17 protein-coding genes are annotated in these 20,485 nt (G+C 67.6%); 14 read left to right on the forward strand and 3 right to left on the reverse strand.

The features are described 5' to 3' along the window. Positions 1-87: 87 nt before the first annotated feature. The 8 genes from F7Q96_RS08995 (at position 88) to F7Q96_RS09030 (ending at position 10,720) form a co-directional block, all read left to right on the forward strand. On the forward strand, positions 88-522 hold the full coding sequence (locus F7Q96_RS08995; RefSeq protein WP_151022504.1) for a cobalt-zinc-cadmium resistance protein: 435 nt from the start codon (positions 88-90) through the stop codon (positions 520-522). Between the two features lie 80 nt (positions 523-602). Beyond that, positions 603-1,895 (forward strand): TolC family protein, encoded by a 1,293-nt coding sequence (locus tag F7Q96_RS09000; RefSeq protein WP_151022506.1) that lies wholly within the window; start codon positions 603-605, stop codon positions 1,893-1,895. An 18-nt stretch (positions 1,896-1,913) separates the two neighbouring features. Beyond that, entirely contained in the window at positions 1,914-3,152 is a 1,239-nt protein-coding gene (locus F7Q96_RS09005; protein ID WP_151022508.1) for an efflux RND transporter periplasmic adaptor subunit, read from the forward strand. A gap of 14 nt (positions 3,153-3,166) precedes the next feature. Continuing rightward, positions 3,167-6,331, forward strand: coding sequence for a CusA/CzcA family heavy metal efflux RND transporter (locus F7Q96_RS09010; RefSeq protein ID WP_053823779.1), 3,165 nt, complete (start codon positions 3,167-3,169; stop codon positions 6,329-6,331). A gap of 212 nt (positions 6,332-6,543) precedes the next feature. Next, positions 6,544-7,011, forward strand: a complete 468-nt coding sequence (locus tag F7Q96_RS09015; protein ID WP_344233078.1) for a (2Fe-2S)-binding protein — start codon at positions 6,544-6,546, stop codon at positions 7,009-7,011. Then, a complete protein-coding gene (locus F7Q96_RS09020) occupies positions 7,008-9,176 on the forward strand; it encodes a xanthine dehydrogenase family protein molybdopterin-binding subunit (protein ID WP_151022512.1) in 2,169 nt (722 codons plus the stop codon). Before F7Q96_RS09015 ends, F7Q96_RS09020 begins: the two co-directional genes overlap by 4 nt. Positions 9,177-9,190: 14 nt before the next feature. Further along, complete coding sequence (locus F7Q96_RS09025; protein WP_053823780.1) at positions 9,191-9,724, forward strand: DoxX family protein; 534 nt, start codon at positions 9,191-9,193, stop codon at positions 9,722-9,724. A 60-nt stretch (positions 9,725-9,784) separates the two neighbouring features. Beyond that, a complete protein-coding gene (locus F7Q96_RS09030; RefSeq protein WP_151022557.1) occupies positions 9,785-10,720 on the forward strand; it encodes a LysR family transcriptional regulator in 936 nt (311 codons plus the stop codon). Between the two features lie 28 nt (positions 10,721-10,748). On the opposite strand, the gene F7Q96_RS09035 is transcribed toward F7Q96_RS09030, so the two are convergent. After that, a complete protein-coding gene (locus F7Q96_RS09035) occupies positions 10,749-11,645 on the reverse strand; it encodes a LysR family transcriptional regulator (protein WP_053823781.1) in 897 nt (298 codons plus the stop codon). Between the two features lie 103 nt (positions 11,646-11,748). Between F7Q96_RS09035 and F7Q96_RS09040 the strand changes: the two genes are divergently transcribed. The 3 genes from F7Q96_RS09040 to F7Q96_RS09050 all read left to right on the forward strand — a co-directional run bounded on the left by F7Q96_RS09040 (position 11,749) and on the right by F7Q96_RS09050 (position 14,835). Next, positions 11,749-12,930: a TauD/TfdA family dioxygenase gene (locus tag F7Q96_RS09040; RefSeq protein ID WP_053823782.1), complete on the forward strand. Its 1,182-nt coding sequence runs from the start codon at positions 11,749-11,751 to the stop codon at positions 12,928-12,930. After that, positions 12,927-13,823 (forward strand): isocitrate lyase/PEP mutase family protein, encoded by an 897-nt coding sequence (locus tag F7Q96_RS09045; protein WP_053823783.1) that lies wholly within the window; start codon positions 12,927-12,929, stop codon positions 13,821-13,823. The genes F7Q96_RS09040 and F7Q96_RS09045 overlap by 4 nt, the downstream gene beginning before the upstream one ends. A 61-nt stretch (positions 13,824-13,884) precedes the next feature. Continuing rightward, the gene (locus F7Q96_RS09050) at positions 13,885-14,835 is read left to right on the forward strand and encodes a tripartite tricarboxylate transporter substrate binding protein (protein ID WP_053823784.1); all 951 of its coding nucleotides are present in this window, start codon (positions 13,885-13,887) and stop codon (positions 14,833-14,835) included. A gap of 35 nt (positions 14,836-14,870) precedes the next feature. Here F7Q96_RS09050 and F7Q96_RS09055 read toward each other — a convergent pair whose 3' ends face one another. Both F7Q96_RS09055 and F7Q96_RS09060 read right to left on the reverse strand, forming a co-directional pair. Continuing rightward, the gene (locus F7Q96_RS09055) at positions 14,871-15,569 is read right to left on the reverse strand and encodes an SDR family NAD(P)-dependent oxidoreductase (RefSeq protein WP_053823785.1); all 699 of its coding nucleotides are present in this window, start codon (positions 15,567-15,569) and stop codon (positions 14,871-14,873) included. Positions 15,570-15,738: 169 nt separating this feature from the next. Beyond that, positions 15,739-16,212: an Lrp/AsnC family transcriptional regulator gene (locus F7Q96_RS09060; protein WP_006576330.1), complete on the reverse strand. Its 474-nt coding sequence runs from the start codon at positions 16,210-16,212 to the stop codon at positions 15,739-15,741. A 262-nt stretch (positions 16,213-16,474) separates the two neighbouring features. Here F7Q96_RS09060 and hppD point away from each other — a divergent pair, with 262 nt between their 5' ends. The 3 genes from hppD (at position 16,475) to F7Q96_RS09075 (ending at position 20,437) form a co-directional block, all read left to right on the forward strand. Continuing rightward, the gene (gene hppD / locus F7Q96_RS09065; protein ID WP_053823786.1) at positions 16,475-17,548 is read left to right on the forward strand and encodes a 4-hydroxyphenylpyruvate dioxygenase; all 1,074 of its coding nucleotides are present in this window, start codon (positions 16,475-16,477) and stop codon (positions 17,546-17,548) included. Between the two features lie 196 nt (positions 17,549-17,744). Then, on the forward strand, positions 17,745-19,130 hold the full coding sequence (locus F7Q96_RS09070) for an amino acid permease (RefSeq protein WP_053823787.1): 1,386 nt from the start codon (positions 17,745-17,747) through the stop codon (positions 19,128-19,130). 104 nt (positions 19,131-19,234) lie between these two features. Next, positions 19,235-20,437, forward strand: coding sequence for an amino acid aminotransferase (locus tag F7Q96_RS09075; RefSeq protein ID WP_053823788.1), 1,203 nt, complete (start codon positions 19,235-19,237; stop codon positions 20,435-20,437). The last annotated feature ends 48 nt before the right edge of the window (positions 20,438-20,485 follow it).

Here is a 20,485-nt window from a genome sequence, read left to right on the forward strand (position 1 = left end):
GCTTTGGGGTACACTGTGCCGCGTTCCGGCATGCCGCGTTGCAGACAGCATCGCAGCGCCGGCCGCCCAGTTCTGTTCCGATCGTCGATGCGCCGTTTTTTCCTGATCCTGCTGGTCATGCTGTTGCCGCTCCAGTCCGTCTGGGCCGCGGCCGCCGCCTATTGCGGGCACGAACAGCGGCCGGCGGCGCAATGGCATCTGGGCCATCATCAGCACCAGCATCGGGGCGACGGCAAGGCCGAGGCTTACAACGCCGGCACCAGGGCCCCCGACAAGGCCGCCATCGAGGCCGCTACCAAGGCCGCCATCAAGTCCGACGCCAAAGACCATACCGACGCAAAAGGCCTGTTCGATCCCGACTGCGGCACCTGCCATCTGGCCTCGCTGCCGTTCGCGCGTCCCGAACCGACCGACGTGCCGGTGTTGCGCCTGCCGCGGACCGCGGTGGTGACGCACGATTTCCGCTACACCTCGCTCCATCCCCGCGCCCCCGATCGCCCGCAGTGGCTTCGTCTCGCTTGAGCGGCGAGACGACCGGATCGATTCCTTCCTGATTTTCCGTCTCGCCGAGTTCCCTTGGTGTCTTTTCCAGGTGCAATTCGATGCGACGATACCTCGTGCCGCTGTGCATGGCGGCCATTCTTTGCGGTCCCGGCCAGGCTGGGGCACAGCCATACCCAGAGCCACACGCTGAGCCGTTCCAGCAGCCACCGCTGCCGACGCCGGAACGTTCTGCGTGGCCACGCGAGGCCGCTGAGCCGCTGACGCTCGAGACGGCGCTGGCGCTGGCCGCGGCCGGCAATTTCTCTCTTTCCGCCGCAGCCAGGGAGATCGACGCCACCGAAGGCGCGATCCGGCAGGCGCGGACGTTTCCCAATCCCGAAGTGGCGGTCGCCATGGAGGACACGCGGCGCGAAACGCGTGCCACCACGGCGCAGCTCAACCTGCCGATCGAACTGGGCGGCAAGCGCGCCGCGCGGATATCCGCGGCCGAGCGGGGCCGCGACGTCGCCCAGGCGCAGTGGCGCAGCACGCGGGCCGACTTGCGTGCCACGGTGATCGCCGCCTTCTTCGGCGTGGCGGTGGCCCAGGAGCGCGTCAGGCTGGCCACCGCCTCGGTCGACGTCGCGCGCAAGGGCGCCGATGCGGCGGCAAGGCGTGTCGCAGCGGGCAAGGTCTCGCCGCTGGAGGAGACGCGCGCCGCGGTGGAGCAGGCCAATGCCGAGCTCGAACTGGCCGACGCCACGGCGGAATTGCACTCGTCCCGGCAGGCACTGGCCGCGCTGTGGGGCAATGCCTCGCCGCAATTCACCGAAGTGCGGGGCGACCTCGATGCGCTGCCGTCGCGTCCCGCGCCGGAGCAACTGCTGGCTGCGCTGGAGGAGTCGCCGTTGCTGCTGGCGAGCCGTCTCGAAGTCGGCCGCCGGCAGGCGCTGGTCGATGTCGAACGCAGCCGCCGCTATCCGGACATCACCGTCAGCGTCGGCACCAAGCGCGACAACGAGGCCAATCGGACCATGCCGGTGCTCGGTGTGGCGATCCCGCTGCCGCTGTTCGATCGCAGCCAGGGCAATCTGTACGAATCGATCCGGCGCGCCGACAAGGCCGCGGACGAATTCCTGGCCAACCGGATCCGTCTGGCCAACGAACTGCAACAGGCGAGCAACCAGCTGGCCGTATCGCGCAGCTCGGCACAGGCGCTGAAGGAAACGGTACTGCCCGCGGCCGAGCGTGCCTACGACGCCGCGACGCGTGGCTTCGAGGCCGGCAAGTTCGACTTCCTGAACGTGCTCGACGCCCAGCGCACGCTGTTCCAGGCGCGCATTCGCTACCTCGGCGTGCTGGCCCGCGCCTATCAGGCCGCCACCACCATCGACCGCATCATCGGACGTTAATCTGGACCGATCTCGATCATGGCAATCACATCGAAGCAAAAGGCCGCCATCGCGGCCATTCTCGCGGCCGGCACGCTGGCGACGGCTGCCGTGCTGCTGTCCGGCCGCGCCGGTTCTGCGGACCCGCACGGCCACCACGGCGACGCACATGGGCATGGCGCCGAACAGGCATCGGCAGCGGCGGCAACCCCGGCCGCAACCTCGGCCACGGACAGGCATGCCGACCACGACGCCCCCATCGCGCTGACCGACGAACAGATCCAGCGCGCCGGCATCGCGATCGAGACCGCCGGCCCCGCGACGATCCAGTCGGGCCTGCAGTTTCCCGGCGAAATCCGCTTCAACGAGGACCGCACCGCGCATGTGGTGCCGCGTCTGGCCGGCGTCGCCGAAAGCGTGCCGGCCACACTGGGCGAGCCGGTCCAGAAGGGGCAGCTGCTGGCGGTGATCGCCAGCACCGCGCTGTCGGATCAGCGCAGCGAACTGCTGGCCGCGCAACGCCGCATGGAGCTGGCTCGCGCGACCTATCAGCGCGAACGCAAGCTGTGGGAAGAGAAGATCTCCGCCGAGCAGGACTATCTGCAGGCCAAGGCGGCGCTGGAGGAGGCCCGCATCGCCGTGCAGAATGCGCAGCAGAAATTGACCGCGGTCGGTGCGAAGGCCTCGTCGGCCCGGCTCAATCAGTTCGAGCTGCGCGCGCCATTCGACGGCGTCATCGTCGAGAAACACCTGACACTGGGTGAGGCGGTGGCTGACAACGCCAATATCTTCACGATCTCGGACCTGTCCACGGTATGGGCCGAATTCGTGGTCTCGGCCAGGGACCTGGAGCATGTGCGGGTCGGCGAGACGGCGCTGATCCGTTCGGCCGCGTCCGAGGGCAAGACGGAAGGGAAGGTCTCGTATGTCGGCTCGCTGCTGGGCGAACAGACCCGCACGGCCAAGGCGCGCATCACGCTGAAGAACCCGAACCTGGCCTGGCGGCCAGGGCTGTTCGTCACCGTCGAGGTGCTGACCGACAAGGCTACGGTACCGGTCGCGGTACAGGCCGATGCGGTGCAGGACGTCGACGGCAACAGCGTGGTCTTCGTTGCCGGTCCGAAGGGCTTTGTCGCGCAGCGCGTCGTACCGGGTCGCAGCGACGGCCGGCTGGTCGAGATCCGCGATGGCCTTCGCCCCGGCACGCGCTATGCCGCCCGCAACAGCTTCGTCTTGAAGTCCGACCTCGGCAAGGACGCTGCCGGGCACCAGCACTGACACCGGAGATCGCCATGTTCGAACGTGTCATCCGTTTTGCCATCGCACAGCGCTGGTTGGTGCTGCTCGCGGTGCTTGGCATGGCGGCATTGGGCGCGTACAGCTACACGCGCCTGCCGATCGACGCCGTGCCCGACATCACCAATGTCCAGGTCCAGATCAATACCTCGGCGCCGGGCTATTCGCCGCTGGAGACCGAGCAGCGGATCACCTATCCGATCGAGACCGCGATGGCGGGCCTGCCCGGCCTCGAGCAGACCCGCTCGCTGTCGCGCTATGGGCTGTCGCAGGTCACCGTGATCTTCAACGAAGGCACGGACATTCATTTCGCGCGCCAGCTGGTCAACCAGCGGATCCAGGAGGCAAAGGAAAGGCTGCCCGCCGGCGTATCGCCGGCCATGGGGCCGATCTCGACGGGGCTGGGCGAAATCTATCTGTGGACCGTCGAGGCCGAGGAGGGCGCGCGCAAGCCGGACGGTTCGCGCTACACGCCGACCGATCTGCGCGAGCTGCAGGACTGGGTCGTCAAGCCGCAACTGCGTAATGTGCCGGGCGTGACCGAGGTCAACTCGATCGGCGGTTTCGACAAGGAATACCTGGTCGCGCCGAGCCTGGAGAAGCTGGCCTCGTATGGCCTGACGCTGGCCGACGTCGTCAGCGCGCTCTATCGCAACAACGACAATGTCGGGGCCGGCTATATCGAGCGCAGCGGCGAGCAGTACCTGGTGCGCGCACCGGGGCAGGTCCGCAGCGAGGCCGAGATCGGCGAGGTGATCGTCGGCAGCGCGCAGGGGCAGCCGATTCGCGTGCGCGATATCGCCGAGGTCGGCATCGGCAGGGAGCTGCGCAGCGGCGCCGCCACCGAGAACGGCAAGGAGGTGGTGCTCGGCACCGTCTTCATGCTGATGGGCGAGAACAGCCGCGCGGTGGCGCAGGCGGTCGGCGAGCGGGTCGACGCGATCAACCGCACCTTGCCGAAGGGCGTCAGCATCGTGCCGGTCTACGATCGGACCCGGCTCGTCGACAAGGCGATCGCCACCGTCAAGAAGAACCTGCTAGAGGGCGCGGTGCTGGTGATCGTCGTGCTGTTCGTGTTTCTCGGCAATATCCGCGCGGCCATCATCACGGCGCTGGTGATTCCGTTGTCGATGCTGTTTACGTTCACCGGCATGGTCGGCTACAGGGTCAGCGCGAACCTGATGAGCCTGGGCGCACTGGACTTCGGCATCATCGTCGACGGCGCGGTGGTGATCGTCGAGAACTGCGTGCGGCGGCTGTCCCATGCGCAGGCGCATCGCGGCAGGCCGCTGACGCGCTCGGAACGCTTCGAGGAAGTGTTCGCCGCCGCGCGCGAGGCACGGCGGCCGCTGCTGTTCGGCCAGCTGATCATCATGATCGTCTATCTGCCGATCTTTGCGCTGACCGGCGTGGAAGGCAAGATGTTCCACCCGATGGCCTTCACCGTGGTGCTGGCCCTGCTGGGCGCGATGCTGCTGTCGGTGACGTTCGTGCCCGCCGCCGTCGCGCTGTTCATCGGCGAGCGCGTCGCCGAGAAGGAAAACCGGCCGATGGCATGGGCGAAGCGGCGCTACGCGGTCCGGCTGGAGCAGTCGCTGGCGAACGCGCCGGTCGTGCTGACCTTGGCCGGCGTCGCCGTCGTGCTGTGCCTGGCCATCGCGTCGCGCCTGGGCAGCGAGTTCATCCCGAACCTGAACGAAGGCGATATCGCCATCCAGGCCCTGCGCATTCCCGGCACCAGCCTGTCGCAGTCGGTCGAGATGCAGAAGCAACTCGAAACGACGCTGATGGCGAAATTCCCCGAGATCGAACGGGTGTTCGCGCGTACCGGCACCGCGGAGGTGGCTTCCGACCCGATGCCGCCCAATATCTCCGATGGCTACATCATGCTGAAGCCGCAATCGGAGTGGCCCAAGCCGGTCAGGACCCGCGAGGCGCTGCTCGAAGCGATGCAGGCGGAGGTCGCAAGACTGCCGGGCAACCGTTACGAGTTCTCGCAGCCGATCCAGCTGCGCTTCAACGAACTGATCTCCGGTGTCCGCTCCGACGTGGCTGTCAAGGTGTTCGGCGACGATCAGACGGTGCTCGACCGCACAGGCGAACGGATCGCGGCGGTGCTGCGCGACGTGCCGGGCGCGTCCGAGGTCAAGGTCGAGCAGACCACCGGCCTGCCAATGCTGACGATCGATATCGACCGGCACAAGGCCGCTCGCTACGGGCTGAACCTGGCCGATATCCAGGACGCGGTGGCCATCGCCATCGGCGGCAAGGAGGCCGGGACTTTCTATCAGGGCGATCGCCGCTTCGACATCACCGTGCGGTTGCCCGACGCGGTCCGGCAGGACATCGAAGCGCTGCGCCGGCTCCCGATCGCATTACCGAAGGGCGGTGGGGCCGATGCGCGGGTCAGCTATATCCCGCTGGCCGAGGTCGCCACGCTGGAGATCGCGCCGGGGCCCAACCAGATATCGCGCGAGAACGGCAAGCGGCGCGTCGTCGTCAGCGCCAATGTCCGGGGCCGCGATATCGGCAGCTTCGTGCCCGAAGCGCAGGCGGCGATCGACAGCGCGGTCAGGATGCCCACCGGCTATTGGATGAGCTGGGGCGGCACCTACGAGCAGTTGCGCTCCGCCACCGAGCGCTTGCAGATCGTCGTGCCGGTCGCCTTGCTGCTGGTCTTTGTGCTGCTGTTCGTGGTGTTCAACAACATCAAGGACGGCATGCTGGTGTTTACCGGCATTCCGTTCGCGCTGACCGGCGGCATCCTCGCGCTGTGGCTGCGCGGCCTGCCGCTGTCGATCACGGCGGCGGTCGGCTTTATCGCGCTGTCGGGCGTCGCGGTGCTGAACGGCCTGGTGATGCTGTCGTTCATCCGCACGCTGCGCGAACAGGGCAAGCCCCTCGACGAGGCGATCCGGCTCGGCGCGCTGACGCGGCTGCGGCCGGTACTGATGACGGCACTGGTCGCCTCGCTGGGCTTCGTGCCGATGGCGATCGCAACCGGCACCGGCGCCGAGGTGCAACGTCCGCTCGCGACCGTGGTGATCGGCGGCATCCTGTCATCGACGGCGCTGACGCTGCTGGTGCTGCCGGTGTTGTATCGCCTGGCACACCGGCGCGATGAGGCCCTGGCGGCCGCGGCCCTGTCCCACCCGGCCTGAGCGCCGAAGGCTCTCCGCCTTCCTTCTGTGCATGCCGCCGGCGATCGCCGGCGGCGTTCCGATATCCGCTTCCTGACATCTGCGTCATCCGACGGCCGATGGCCATTGTTCGTCTCCATTGAATAGACATGGCAATGGCAGCCGGATTGTGGGCCCGCGGCGCAGCCGACAGAATGCGCCAACGACGGCAAGGTGCCGCGGCGGAGAACGCAATCATGAAACTCACCATTAACGACACCGAGCACGATCTGCAGGTCGAGCCGGAGATGCCCCTGCTGTGGGTGCTGCGAGATGCGGCCGGTCTGACGGGCACCAAGTTCGGTTGCGGCATGGCGCAGTGCGGCGCCTGCACCGTCCATGTCGACGGCGTGGCGCAGCGCAGCTGCGTGTTGCCAGTCTCGGCCGTCCAGGGAGCGCGAGTCACCACCATCGAGGGACTGTCGGCTGGTGGCGACCACCCGGTGCAGCGGGCCTGGGCTGAACTGGATGTGGTGCAGTGCGGCTATTGCCAGTCGGGGCAGATCATGTCGGCGTCCGCGCTGCTGCGGCAGAACCCGGCGCCGACGGACGCGGACATCGATGCGGCGATGTCGGGCAACCTGTGCCGCTGCGGGACATACCAGCGCATCCGCGCGGCGGTCCACCGCGCGGCCGAGCTGTCGCGGGAGCGGGCATCGTGAAGGCCCCGCTCGACGTTTCGCGGCGCCGTTTCCTGGCCGCCGGCGCGGTGCTCGGCGGCGGGCTGGTGATCGGATTTACCGTACCGTCCGTGCGCCGGCTGGCGGATGGGTCCGTCGAAGGCGCCGTGGCGGCGGAACCGGTACCGTGGGCACCCAACGCCTTCCTTCGCATCGGTGCCGACGACAGCGTGACGGTATTGCTGGCGCATTCGGAGATGGGGCAGGGCGTCTGGACCTCGCTGGCGCTGCTGATCGCCGACGAGCTCGATGCCGACTGGATGCGCATTCGCGTCGAGCACGCGCCCGCCGCACCGGCCTATGGCATCGCGATGCTCGGCGGCATGCAGGGGACGGTCGGCTCGCGCAGCGTGCGCAGCGAGTTCCTGCGCTACCGGCAGGCGGGCGCCGCGGCACGCGCGATGCTGCTGCAGGCGGCCGCGGCGCGTTGGCAGGTGCCGGTGGACGCGCTGCGCACCGACAGCGGTGCGGTCTTGCATGACGGCCGGCGCCTGCGCTACGGCGAACTGGTCCACGAGGCCGCGGCGCTGCCGGTGCCGGCCGCCGAGGCGCTGCGCTTGAAGGACGCGCGCGATTGGAAGTGGATCGGCAAGGGCGCACGCCGCCTCGATGCCGCCGACAAGATCACCGGCCGTGCCCGCTTCGGCATCGACGTCAAGCTCGACGGCCTGCTGACAGCGGTGGTCGCGCGTGCGCCGGTGTTCGGCGCGAAGCTGGCCTCCTTCGACGACAGCGCTGCGCGCGCCGTGCCCGGCGTCCGGCAGGTGCTGGCCGTCCCCAGCGGCGTAGCCGTGCTGGCGGACCATTACTGGGCCGCCAAGCGCGGGCGCGATGCGTTGAAGGTCGAATGGCAGGGTGGCGACAAGGCGCTGGGCAGCGCCGCGCTGATCGCGGACTTCGCGCGGCTGGCGCGCGAACCCGGGCCGATTGCGCTGGAGGCAGGCGACGTCGACGCCGGTATGGCACAGGCACATCGCACGGTCGAGGCCGAGTACCGCCTGCCATATCTGGCGCACACGCCGATGGAGCCGCTCAATTGCACCGTGCGCATCGCGCCGGATGGCTGCGATGTCTGGGTCGGCACGCAGATGCAGACGCTGGCGCAGCGGACCGTGGCGCAGGTCGCCGGGCTCGAGCCTGCACAGGTACGGATCCACACGACGTTTCTGGGGGGCGGCTTCGGGAGGCGGGCGGTGCAGGACTTCGTCGCGGAGGCGACACATGTCGCGCGCGCGGCCGGCCTGCCCGTCAAGACGATCTGGTCCCGCGAAGACGATGTCCGCGGCGGCTACTACCGCTCCGGCTTCGTGCATCGGATCCGCGTCGGCCTCGATCGCGATGGCCGGCCACTGGCGTGGCGGCACGGCATCGCCGGCCAGTCGAACCATCCCGAACGCGAAGGCGTGCATCCGACTTCTGTCGAAGGTGTGGTCGACTCTCCCTATGTGCTGGGCACCAGCGCGCACCGCGTGGTGGCCCATTCCCCGCGCACCGCGGTGCCGGTGTGGTACTGGCGTTCGGTGGGACACAGCCATGCGGCGTTCGCGATGGAGTCGATGGTCGACGAACTGGCGCATGCCAGCGGGCAGGACCCGGTGGCCTATCGCCTCCGCCTGCTGCACGACGCACCGCGCCATCGGCGCGTGCTCGAGCTGGCCGCGCAGCGCTTCGGATGGGGACGCCGGCCGCAATCGGGGCGAGGGCACGGCATTGCCGTGCATGCGTGCTTCGGCAGCGTGACGGCGCAGGCCGTCGAAGTCTCGGTGCGCGACGGCGCGATTCGTGTCCATCGCGTGGTCTGTGCGATCGACTGCGGCGTGGCGGTGAATCCCGACAACGTGCGCGCGCAGATGGAGAGCGCGATCGTCTATGGCCTGAGCGCGGCGCTGCACGGCCGCGTGACCATCGTCGACGGCGCGGTGCGCGAATCCAACTTCCACGACTACCCCGCGCTGCGGATCGCGGAGATGCCGGTGATCGAGGTCCATGTCGTCGACAGCGGGGAAAGCCCCGGCGGGGCCGGCGAACCCGGCACGCCGCCGATCGCACCGGCCGTTGCCAATGCGGTGTTCCAGCTGACCGGCGCCAGGCTGCGCGAACTGCCGTTGACCTTGCCTGCGCGCGCTCGGACTCGACCGACCGCCTGAACCAGGAGCCTCCCATGTCCAACCAATTTCCTGCGCATGCCCAGGCGCCCGGCGGCGTCATTGGCGGCCAGCCGGCCTCCCGGCTCGACCCGCTGGCCTACCTGCTGATGCGGACCGTGTTCGGCCTCGTGATGATGACGCACGGCCTGCCCAAGCTGCTGGGCACCAGTCACGGTTCGATGGCCGACCCGATGGCGGGGGCAACCCGTCTGATCGCCGAAGTGCTGCACCTGCCCGGTGCGCCGGTGCTGGCCTGGCTCGTCGCCGTGCTCGAGACCTTCGGTGGCGCGATGCTGATCGCCGGTGCTTTCACCCGGCCGCTGGCCGCCTTGATGACGCTGCAGATGATCGCGATCTGCTATATCCACCGCCAGCATTTCGCCTGGATCGACCGCGGCATGGAATATCCGCTGGTGCTGCTGTCGGTCGCCTTGCTGATCGCGGCACGCGGTGGTGGGGCCTGGTCGCTGGACGGGGCACTGGCGGCGCGCCGCCGGTCCCGGGCTGGGCAAGGCGCGATGCGGGCCCGCCCGCCATGGCGGGATTGACGCGGCGCGGATCGATCTGTTAATTCTGCCGGACCTTCAATGCAGATCGATCCCAACGGCATGGACCGCTTCGACGCCTTGCAACTGTTTACGCGCATCGTGGAACTGGGCACCTTTTCCGGTGCCGCCAACGCGCTCAATATTCCGCGCGCGACCGCGACGCATGCGATCAAGGAGCTGGAGGCGCGGCTCGGCGTCCGGCTGCTCGAACGCACCACGCGCCAGGTCCGGCCCACGCTCGACGGCCAGGCGTTCTACGCGCGCAGCAAGCGCGTGCTGGCAGAGCTCGAAAATGCGGAGACTTCGCTGAGCAGCCACGTATCGGATCCGCGCGGCACGCTGCGGCTCGATCTGCACGGCATCCACGCGGCGATGATCATCCTGCCGCGGATCGACGACTTCCATCGGCGCTATCCGCATATCGAGCTGGTGGTCAGCAGCGGCGATCGCCTGGTCGATCTGGTCGGGGAGGGCATCGATTGCGTGGTGCGGGCCGGCGTGCCGCGAGAGTCGTCGCTGGTCGCGCGGCGGCTGGCCAATCTTCCCGAGATCATCTGTGCCAGCCCGGCCTATCTGGAGCGGCATGGCACGCCGCGCCATCCCGATGAACTCGCGCAGCACCAGGGCGTGGGATTCTTCTCCCGCAATCACGACTACCGCTACCCGTTCACGGTCAGGACCGACGGCGAGGTAGTCGAATATCTGCCGCGCGGCTGGATCACCGTCAGCGACGCCGAGTGCTATACGCAGGCCGGCCTGGCCGGCTGCGGACTGATCCAGGTGCCGCGCTTCCGCCTCGAGGAACATCTGCGCGCGGGGCGGCTGGTGCAGGTGCTGGCGGACTGGCCGTGCCCGGAACTGCCGATCTCGGTCATGTACACCTCGCAGCGCCAGCTGGCGCCGCGGGTACGGGTCTTCGTCGACTGGGTGTCGGCGCTGTATGAAGAGCGCTTCGGACCGGTGCAAGCCGGGGCATCGTCGCGGCGGCGGGCGTAATCACGACGGCTTCGGACATCGGTCCGCATCAATGCGCGGCCGCCACCGCGCGCTGGAACGACACCGCGGTATGCCGCATCGCGTCGCGCACGGCCGCGACCGAGCGGTTGTCGTCGTCGGCCTTGCGGGTCACCATCGACAGCGTCAGCACCGGCGCCGCCCGGCCGAGCCGGACGATGCGGACCGGATATCCCTGCAGCACCACCGGATCCGGCGACTGCACGATCGACACGCCGAGCCCTGCGCTGACCATGGCAACGATGGCCGGGGCACTGTCGAATTCCACCGTGCCACGTATCTCGGGCACATGGTTGCCGACATACTGCGCGGCCAGCGCGCCCGACACGGTATTGCGGTCATAGCGGATCCAGTCGTACAGCCGGAACAGCGACGCCACATTGCTTTCCATCGCGCCGGGTGGGGCGATCAGCACCAGTTCGCGGCGCAGCATCGGCGTCCAGCGCAAGCGCGCCGTCCCGCCCGAGGGCGGCTGCGCGACCAGCGCCGCATCCAGCTCGCCGGCCTTGACCGAGGCGGTCAGGGTACTGCTGCGGCCGCGCTCCAGACGCAGCTCCAGCCGAGGATGGCGCTCGCGGACGAAGCGCACGATGCCCGGCAGCAGCACGGGCTGCAACGATTCGATGATCCCCAGGCGAACCACGCCTTCCACCGCAAGGCTGCTTCCGGTGCGCAGGGCCTCCAGGTTCTGCAGCGCCTGCTGCATCGTTTCGGAAACCTGATGGGCCAGGCGATTGGGGCGTGCCTGCAGCCCCGAGCGATCGAACAGCGGCCTGCCCAGATACTGCTCCAGCTGCTTCATCTGCATGCTGACCGCGCTCGGCGTCACGTTGGTCTGTCGGGCCGCGGCGGCGAAGGTTCCGGTCTCGAGCACCGCGGCAAGCGTGTGGAAGGTTTCGATCTTCATCAAAAATCCTTATGAAGCATCTCAAATAAGTTCGCTTTTCTCATCATACGCCGTCTCGCTAGACTAGCTCCAACGTATCGAACCACCCGTGGAGGAGCCCCCGATGGCAGTGACAGCCGTACCCGACGCCGCGCAACATATGCAACGTCCGCAGCCTTGGACCGCGCGGCAGGCCAGCGAGGACCGCTCGTGGGTGCTGCGCTTGAACGAGGCGCAGGTCCAGGGGATGCGCGAGGCGCTGGCCCACGCCAAGGCGGTGAACAAGCCGCTGCTGGAGATGGAGCAGGCCGATTTCCCGCTGAACGACGCCGCGCGCGATGTGTTGCGGCAAGCCATCGACACCACCCAGGGCCGCTGGGGCATGTGTCTGCTGAAAGGCTTCCCGGTCGACGAGTGGACCGAGCAGGAGGCACGGCTGGCTTACTGGGGTATGAGCCTGCATATGGGTGTGGCCCGCACGCAGAACCGCGCCAGCGAGATCATGAACGATGTGCGCAACGAAGGGGGCGAGTACAAGGTCAAGGGCGGCCGCGGCTACAACACCAATGCGGGGCTCGACTTCCACCAGGATTCCTGCGATGTGGTAGGCCTGCTGTGCCGTCGCACCGCCAAGGCCGGTGGCACGAGCAAGGTGATCAGCTCGATTGCGTTGTACGAAGAAGTCCAGCGTCGGCGTCCGGACCTGATTCCCGTGCTGAAGGGGACCTTCTTCCATAGCTATCAGGGCACGCAAGATCCCAGCCAGCCGCCGTATTACCGCTGCCCGATCTTCGGCAGCCACCCCGAGTACTTTGCCGCGCGTACCAACCGCAAGAACACGGCGGCCGCGCAACGCGACTTTCCCGAACTGCCCCGTCTGACGGCGCAGCAGATCGAAGCGCTGGACCTGCTGGACGAACTGATGCCGAGCGAGCTGCTGTGCTACACGATGGAGCTGGAGCAGGGCGACATGCAATTGCTGAACAACTACGTCACGCTGCATTCGCGCACGCCGTTCGAAGACCATGACGAGCCCGACCGCAAGCGCCATCTGTTTCGGCTGTGGCTGGCCGTGCCCGGGTCGCAGCCGCTGCCGGACGACTGGAAGGAGTACTACGGCGATGTGCGCGCCGGCTCGGTGCGCGGCGGTGTGCGCGGCAGCGCGATCACGCAGGCCTTCCTCGACTACGAGAGGCGACAGGCCGCGGCGCTGAACATGCTGTTCGAGCCATGGCGCCCGCAGGTTCGGCAGGAAGACATGGCCCGCATCCTGGCGAACTACACCAACGCGGTGGCCGCCACATGAACAGGACCATCGTGGAAGCCGGCCGGTCGCGTTCGCTGAAGGAACGCCTGCGAAGCCCGGAGCCGGTGCTGGCGCCGGGCGTCTACGACGCGCTGTCCGCGCTGCTGGCCGAACAGGCTGGCTTCGAGGCGCTATATCTGTCCGGCGGCGCGGTCGCCTACACACTGCTGGGCCGCTCCGACGTGGGGCTGACCACGGCAACCGAGACCGCCGACGTACTGGCGCGCATCGCCGATCGCGTTTCGCTGCCGATCATCGTCGATGGCGATACCGGCTATGGCAACGCGCTGAACACCCAGCGCACGGTACGGGCGTTCGAGCGCGCCGGCGCCGCAATGATCCAGCTGGAGGATCAGGGTTTTCCGAAGCGCTGCGGGCATCTGGCAGGCAAGTCGCTGGTGTCGACCGCCGAGATGTGCGGCAAGCTGCGGGCGGCCCTGGATGCGCGGCACGATGCCGGCACGCTGATCCTTGCGCGAACGGATGCGGTCGCGGTGGAAGGGCTGGACGCAGCGATCGAGCGGGCCGAGGCCTATCTGGCCTGCGGCGTCGATGCGTTGTTTGTCGAGGCGGTGGTGTCGGCCGAGGACATGGGCCGCGTCTGCGAGCGCTTCGCCGCCCGCATTCCCTTGCTCGCCAATATGGTCGAAGGCGGCAAGACCCCGATCCAGAGCGCGTCCGAACTCGGCCGGCGCGGCTATCGCATCGTCATCTATCCGGGCGGCACCGTACGCTTCGCCTCGCGCCAGCTGCAACGCTACTTCGCGGGCCTCAAGGCAGCGGGCACCACGCGTGCCTTCGCCGGCGAAATGAACGATTTCGATGCGTTGAACGCGCTGATTGGCACGCCCGAGCTGCTCGACACCGGCAGACGGTATGCCGGTGAGGACTGAGCGCCCGCCCCACGCCGAGCGATCGATATATCCAGACAAAAACCCCCAGGGGGAGACAACCATGCAACGACGCGATTTCCTCGGCCTGCTGGCAGCGGCCGCGATATTGCCCCGGGTGGCGCAGGCGGCTGCCGTCACCAGGATGATGGTCGGCGCGACGCCAGGCGGCGGCACCGATCTGGTAGCCCGCGCGCTGGCGGCCGAACTGGAGCAGCGGCTGAAGCAGTCGTTCATCGTCGAGAACCGCGGCGGCGCGGCCGGCAATATCGCGGCGATGGCGGTGGCCAAGGCCGACCCCGACGGCGGCACGCTGCTGCTCAGCTATACCAGCCACGCGATCAACCCCGCGCTGTTCGACAAGAAGCCGTTCGATCCGCTGAAGGACTTCACGCCGATCTCGCTGATCGCCACTTCGCCCCTCGTACTGGTGTCCCGTCCCGACCTGGGCGTTGGCAATGCGCGCGAGCTGATCGCGCTGGCAAAGTCGCGGCCGGGCAAGCTGAGCCTGGCGGTGGCCGGCGTCGGCAGCGCTAACCATCTTGCCGGCGAAATGTTCAAGCGCGAAGCAGGTATCGAGATGATCAGCGTGCCATACAAGGGCGCGGCGCCGGCGGTGGCCGACGTCGTCGCCGGTCAGGCCGATCTGCTGCTCGGCAATGTGGCGACGGTGCAGCCGCTGCTGCAGGCCGGCAAGATCAAGGGCCTGGGCGTCAGTACCGCACAGCGCCTGCCGTCAATGCCGGAGCTTGCGCCGATCGCCGAGGTGGTGCCGAACTTTGATTACAGCTCGTGGTACGGGCTGCTGGGGCCGGCAGGCATGCCGGCCGACGCCGTGGCGCAACTGGGCAAGGCCGTGCGGGCTGCGGTGGCCTCGCCGGCGATGCGCAAGCGGTTGCAGGGCGAGGGGCTGGTGCCTGTCGGCAGCGATGCCGCCGAATTCACGCGCTTCCTGCAAAGCGAGATTGCCCGCTGGGCGAAGGTCGTCGCGGTCACCGGCACGCGTGTGAGCTGAGATGGAGGGGCGGCGCGAGGCCGCCTGTGCCTGCCTCAGGCCCGGTTCACCACCGGCAGCAGCGCGCCGTGAATCGCGCGGGCGGCGTCCGAGGCCAGGAACAGGATCGCGTCGGCCAGTGCCGCGGGATCGACCCAGCGCGAGGCGTCGGCGTCGGGCATCGCCGCACGGTTTTCCGGGGTATCGAGCACGCTGGGCAGCACGGCGTTGACATGGATGCCCTGGTCGCGCACCTCGGCCGACAGCGCCTCGGTCAGCCGCGCCAGCGCGTCCTTGGACGCGCAATAGGCGCCCATCTGTGCCAGCCCGCGCGCCGAGGAGTTCGCGCCGACATTGACGATCCTGCCGCCGCCCGCCGCGATCATATGCGGCACCACCGCGCGCGACACGTTCAGCACGGTACGCAGGTTCAGGTCGAACATCCGTTCCCACTGCGCATCGGCGCCTTCGCCGACGACCGGGCCCATGCCGAAGCCCCCCGCCAGATTGCACACCACGTCGATACGCCGGGCGCTGCCGATCGCCTGTTCGACCACGCGCTTGACCGCGGCGGCGTCGAGCAGGTCCGCTTCCACCGCGAGATGCTCGCCGGCCGGAAGGGCGGGGCTGACGCCGGGGCGGTCGACCAGCACCAGCCGTGCGCCGGCACGCGCGAAGGCGTCGGCGACGGCGCGGCCGAGGTTGCCGGCCGCGCCGGTGATGAGGACGGTCTTGTCGTGGAAGTCGAATGCCATGTCGGATCTCCTGGATATACGTTGCGTGGCGCCGATGTCCCGGCGCCGATGCGGTCGGCGCCCAGTGTATGGCGGCGCGCCCAACAGGATGTTGCGATTGCGGCTCGGGCTAACCCTGTGTCGCGGCAGAAAATTGCGGCAGGGGCCGATATCGGGGCCGACGGCCCGCCTACAGCTCCAGCGGCATGGCGCTGGTGCACTTGATCTCGTCGAGACAGACGCTGGAGCGCACGCCGCTGACGCCCGGAATCCGCATCAGCGTATCGAGCAGGAAGTCCGACAGCGACTTCAGGTCGCGCGCGACCACCTTCAATACATAGTCGATGTCGCCCGTCACGGAGAAGCACTCCTGGATCTGGGCCAGCTCGGTGACCAAGCCCTTGAACTTCGACAGGTCGCGGATATGGCCGCGCTCCATCGTCACATGGATGAAGGCCACCACGCCGAAGCCGAGCATGGCGCCGTCGAGCCGCGCTTCGTAGCGCTTGATGATGCCGCTTTCCTCCAGGCGCCGGTGGCGCCGCAAAGTCTGCGCCGGCGAGAGGTTGATCGCCTCGGCCAGTTCCAGGTTGGAGGCGCGGCCGTGCTCCTGCAAAACGTCCAGCAGCCGGCGGTCGGTACGGTCCAGTTCGATCGAATGCATCTTTATTTCTCCAAGGCGCGGATGGATGAAATGTTATCTCACATCCTAGGGTTTCCCTGTGGTTTTAACGAAATCCAATTTGGCGCCTCGAAATATAAACTGCATCGCATCGCTGCATGCCACCGGCTGTCCAGGCTACATGCCGAGGCTCCCCAGGGACCGACGCCCGCCAGTGCCGCCGGACGCATGCGAAGCCGAAATAATATTTCCCCGGGGGATGCCCCGGCATCCCGGACCCACAACCCACTTGCCAGAAGACGATATGAGCGATCTCTTTGACAACCCGATGCAGCTGATGGGCTTTGAATTCGTCGAATTCGCCTCGCCGACGCCGAACGTGCTCGAGCCCCTGTTCGAACAGATGGGCTTCACGCTGGTGGCCCGCCACCGCTCCAAGGACGTGGTGCTGTATCGCCAGGGCGACGTCAATTTCATCGTCAATCGCGAGCCGAACAGCCTGGCCGCGTACTTCGCGGCCGAGCACGGCCCGAGCGCCTGCGGCATGGCGTTCCGCGTCAAGGACTCGCACAAGGCCTACGCCCGTGCGCTCGAGCTCGGCGCCCAGCCGATCGAGATCCCGACCGGCCCGATGGAGCTGCGCCTGCCGGCGATCAAGGGCATCGGCGGCGCGCCGCTGTACCTGATCGACCGCTTCGAAGACGGCAAGAGCATCTACGACATCGACTTCGAATTCGTCGAAGGCGTGGACCGCCGCCCGGTCGGCCATGGCCTGAAGCTGATCGACCACCTGACGCACAACGTCTACCGTGGCCGCATGGCGTACTGGGCTGACTTCTACGAGAAGCTGTTCAACTTCCGCGAGATCCGCTACTTCGACATCAAGGGCGAATACACCGGCCTGACCTCGAAGGCGATGACCGCGCCGGACGGCAAGATCCGCATTCCGCTGAACGAGGAATCGCAGAAGGGCGGCGGCCAGATCGAGGAATTCCTGATGGCGTTCAACGGCGAAGGCATCCAGCACATCGCCTTCCTGTGCGACAACCTGATCGAGGTCATCGACAACCTGCAGATGTCGGGCGTGCCGCTGGCGACCGCGCCGAACCAGTACTACTACGAGAACCTGGAAAAGCGCCTGCCGGGCCATGGCCAGCCGGTCGACCAGCTGCAGGCTCGCGGCATCCTGCTCGACGGCACCACCGAAGGCGGCCAGCGCCGCCTGCTGCTGCAGATCTTCTCCAAGCCGCTGCTCGGCCCCGTGTTCTTCGAGTTCATCCAGCGCGAAGGCGACGAAGGCTTCGGCGAAGGCAACTTCAAGGCGCTGTTCGAATCGCTCGAGCGCGACCAGATCGAGCGGGGCGTGTTGACCGTCTGATCGTCTGATCGATCGGTCGGGCCGGTCTGATTCCGCGGATCGGCAGCGACCCCGACGATCGCGTCGGGACTATTCACAGGGTCATATCCACCGACTGCCCGGCGCTACCCGCGCCGCGGCAGCGCACAGCCATAAGCGCCCGTCCGATAGAGGCGCCCGGCTATCATTCCAAAAGAATGGGTAGAGGAAACACTTCATGCATGCAGACAACACGGACCGCGCGCTCCACCGCGGCCTGAAGAACCGGCACATCCAGCTGATCGCGCTGGGCGGTGCCATCGGCACGGGCCTGTTCCTGGGTATCGCCCAGACCATCAAGATGGCCGGCCCCTCGGTATTGCTGGGCTATGCGATCGCCGGCATCGTCGCCTTTTTCATCATGCGCCAGCTCGGCGAAATGGTGGTCGACGAGCCGGTGGCGGGCTCCTTCAGCTATTTCGCCAACAAGTACTACGGCAATTTCGCCGGCTTCATGTCGGGCTGGAACTACTGGGTGCTGTATATCCTGGTCAGCATGGCCGAGCTGTCGGCGGTCGGCATCTACGTCCAGTACTGGTGGCCCGAGATTCCGACCTGGGCGTCGGCACTGGCCTTCTTCCTGATCATCAACGCGGTCAACCTGGCCAGCGTCAAATCGTTCGGCGAGGCCGAGTTCTGGTTCTCGATCATCAAGGTCGCGGCGATCATCGGCATGATCGGCTTCGGCGGTTATCTGCTGGTGTCCGGCGAGGCCGGCCCGCAAGCCACGGTGGCCAACCTGTGGCAGCACGGCGGCTTCTTCCCGAACGGCGTGTCCGGCCTGGTGATGGCGATGGCGGTGATCATGTTCTCGTTCGGCGGCCTCGAACTGGTGGGCATTACCGCTGCCGAAGCCGATTCGCCGGAGAAGACCATCCCCAAGGCGACCAACCAGGTCATCTATCGCATCCTGATCTTCTATGTCGGCGCGCTCGGCGTGCTGCTGTCGCTGTATCCGTGGGAAAACGTCGCCAGCGGCGGCAGCCCCTTCGTGCTGATCTTCCATGCGCTGAACAGCAACTGGGTCGCCAACGTGCTGAACGTGGTGGTGCTGACCGCGGCGCTGTCGGTCTACAATAGCGGGGTTTACTGCAACAGCCGCATGTTGTTCGGCCTGGCGCGCCAGGGCAACGCGCCCAAGGCGCTGCTGAAGGTCAATCGGCGCGGTATTCCGGTCGTGGCGCTGGGCGCCTCGGCGGCCGCCACCGCGGTCTGCGTGCTGATCAACTACCTGATTCCCGGCAAGGCGTTCCAGCTGCTGATGGGCTTGGTGGTGTCGGCCCTGATCATCAACTGGGCGATGATCAGCGTGATCCATCTGAAGTTCCGCGCCCACAAGCGCAGCGCCGGCGTGACCACGCGCTTCCAGAGCTTCGGCTATCCGCTGACCAATTATCTGTGCCTGGTCTTCATGGCCGGCATCCTGGTGATCATGTATCTGACGCCGGACCTGCGCCTCTCGGTCTATCTGATCCCGGTATGGCTCGGTGTGCTGGCAGTGTGCTACCGGCTGCGGAACAAGGACGCCGCGCAGGCGCTGCCGCAAGGCGCGCCGGTACGCTGAACCAGTAATGGCGGTGACGGCAATGCGAGCGGCGCCCGGCGCCGCTAGCCACGCCGCGCGTCATCACTGAATTTGCATCGGTCTCAATCTGGCCTGAGGTTTTCATGTTTGCTCATATCGACGCCTACCCTGGCGACCCCATCCTGTCCCTGAACGAGAACTTCGCGCAAGACCCGCGTCAGGACAAGGTCAACCTGACGATCGGCGTCTGCTTCGACGACGAAGGCCGCCTGCCGCTGATGGCCGCGGTGCGCGAGGCCGAAGCCGCGCTGGTCGCCGACCAGGGGCCGCGCCCGTATCTGCCGATGGCCGGCATCCCCGGCTATCGCCAGGCCGTGCAGCAGCTGGTATTCGGCGCGGACAGCGCCGCGCTGGCCGAGAACCGTGTGGCCACGATCCAGACGCTGGGCGGCTCGGGCGCGCTGCGCGTCGGCGCCGACTTCCTGAAGCGCTATTTCCCCGAGGCGCAGGTCTGGATCAGCGATCCGAGCTGGGACAACCATCGCGTGGTGTTCGAGCGCGCCGGCTTCCAGGTCAACAGCTATCCCTACTATGACGACGCCACCGGCGGGCTGCGCTTCGACGCGATGATCGATGCGCTGCGCCAGGTGCCGAAGGGTCATGTGGTGCTGCTGCACGCCTGCTGCCACAACCCGACCGGCGTGGACCTGAACGAATCGCAATGGCGCGAGGTCATCGCCGTGGTCAAGTCGCGCGGCCTGCTGCCGTTCGTCGACATGGCCTACCAGGGCTTCGGCACCAGCCTGGACGACGATGCCTTCGTGATCCACGAGCTCGTGCGCGAAGGCGTGCCGTGCCTGGTGGCCAATTCGTTTTCGAAGAACTTCTCGCTGTACGGCGAACGCTGCGGCGGCCTGTCGGTGGTCTGCGCGAACGCCGAGGAAGCCGGCCGCGTGCTGGGCCAGCTGACCGGCGCGGTGCGCGCCAACTACAGCAACCCGCCGACGCACGGCGCGCGCATCGTCGGCAAGGTGCTGACGACCCCGGCGCTGCGCCAGTCGTGGGAGGCCGAACTGGCCGCCATGCGCGACCGCATCGCGGCAATGCGCACGGCGATCCACGACAATCTGCAGCGCCTGGCCGGCGGTGCGGACCTGTCGCGCTATCTCGCGCAGCGCGGCATGTTCACCTACACCGGCCTGTCGGCCGAGCAGGTCGACACGCTGCGCGCCGAGCATGGCGTCTATCTGGTGCGCTCGGGCCGCATGTGCGTCGCCGGCCTGAACCACGGCAACGTGGCGGTGGTCGCGAAGGCGATCGCCGGCGTGATGGGGGCGAAGGGCTGATCCTGCAGCGCCAGGGAAGGGCCAGCGTACGGAAGTGCGCTGGCCCTT

Source organism: Cupriavidus gilardii, from assembly GCF_008801915.1.
In the GTDB taxonomy this organism is placed as follows: domain Bacteria; phylum Pseudomonadota; class Gammaproteobacteria; order Burkholderiales; family Burkholderiaceae; genus Cupriavidus; species Cupriavidus gilardii.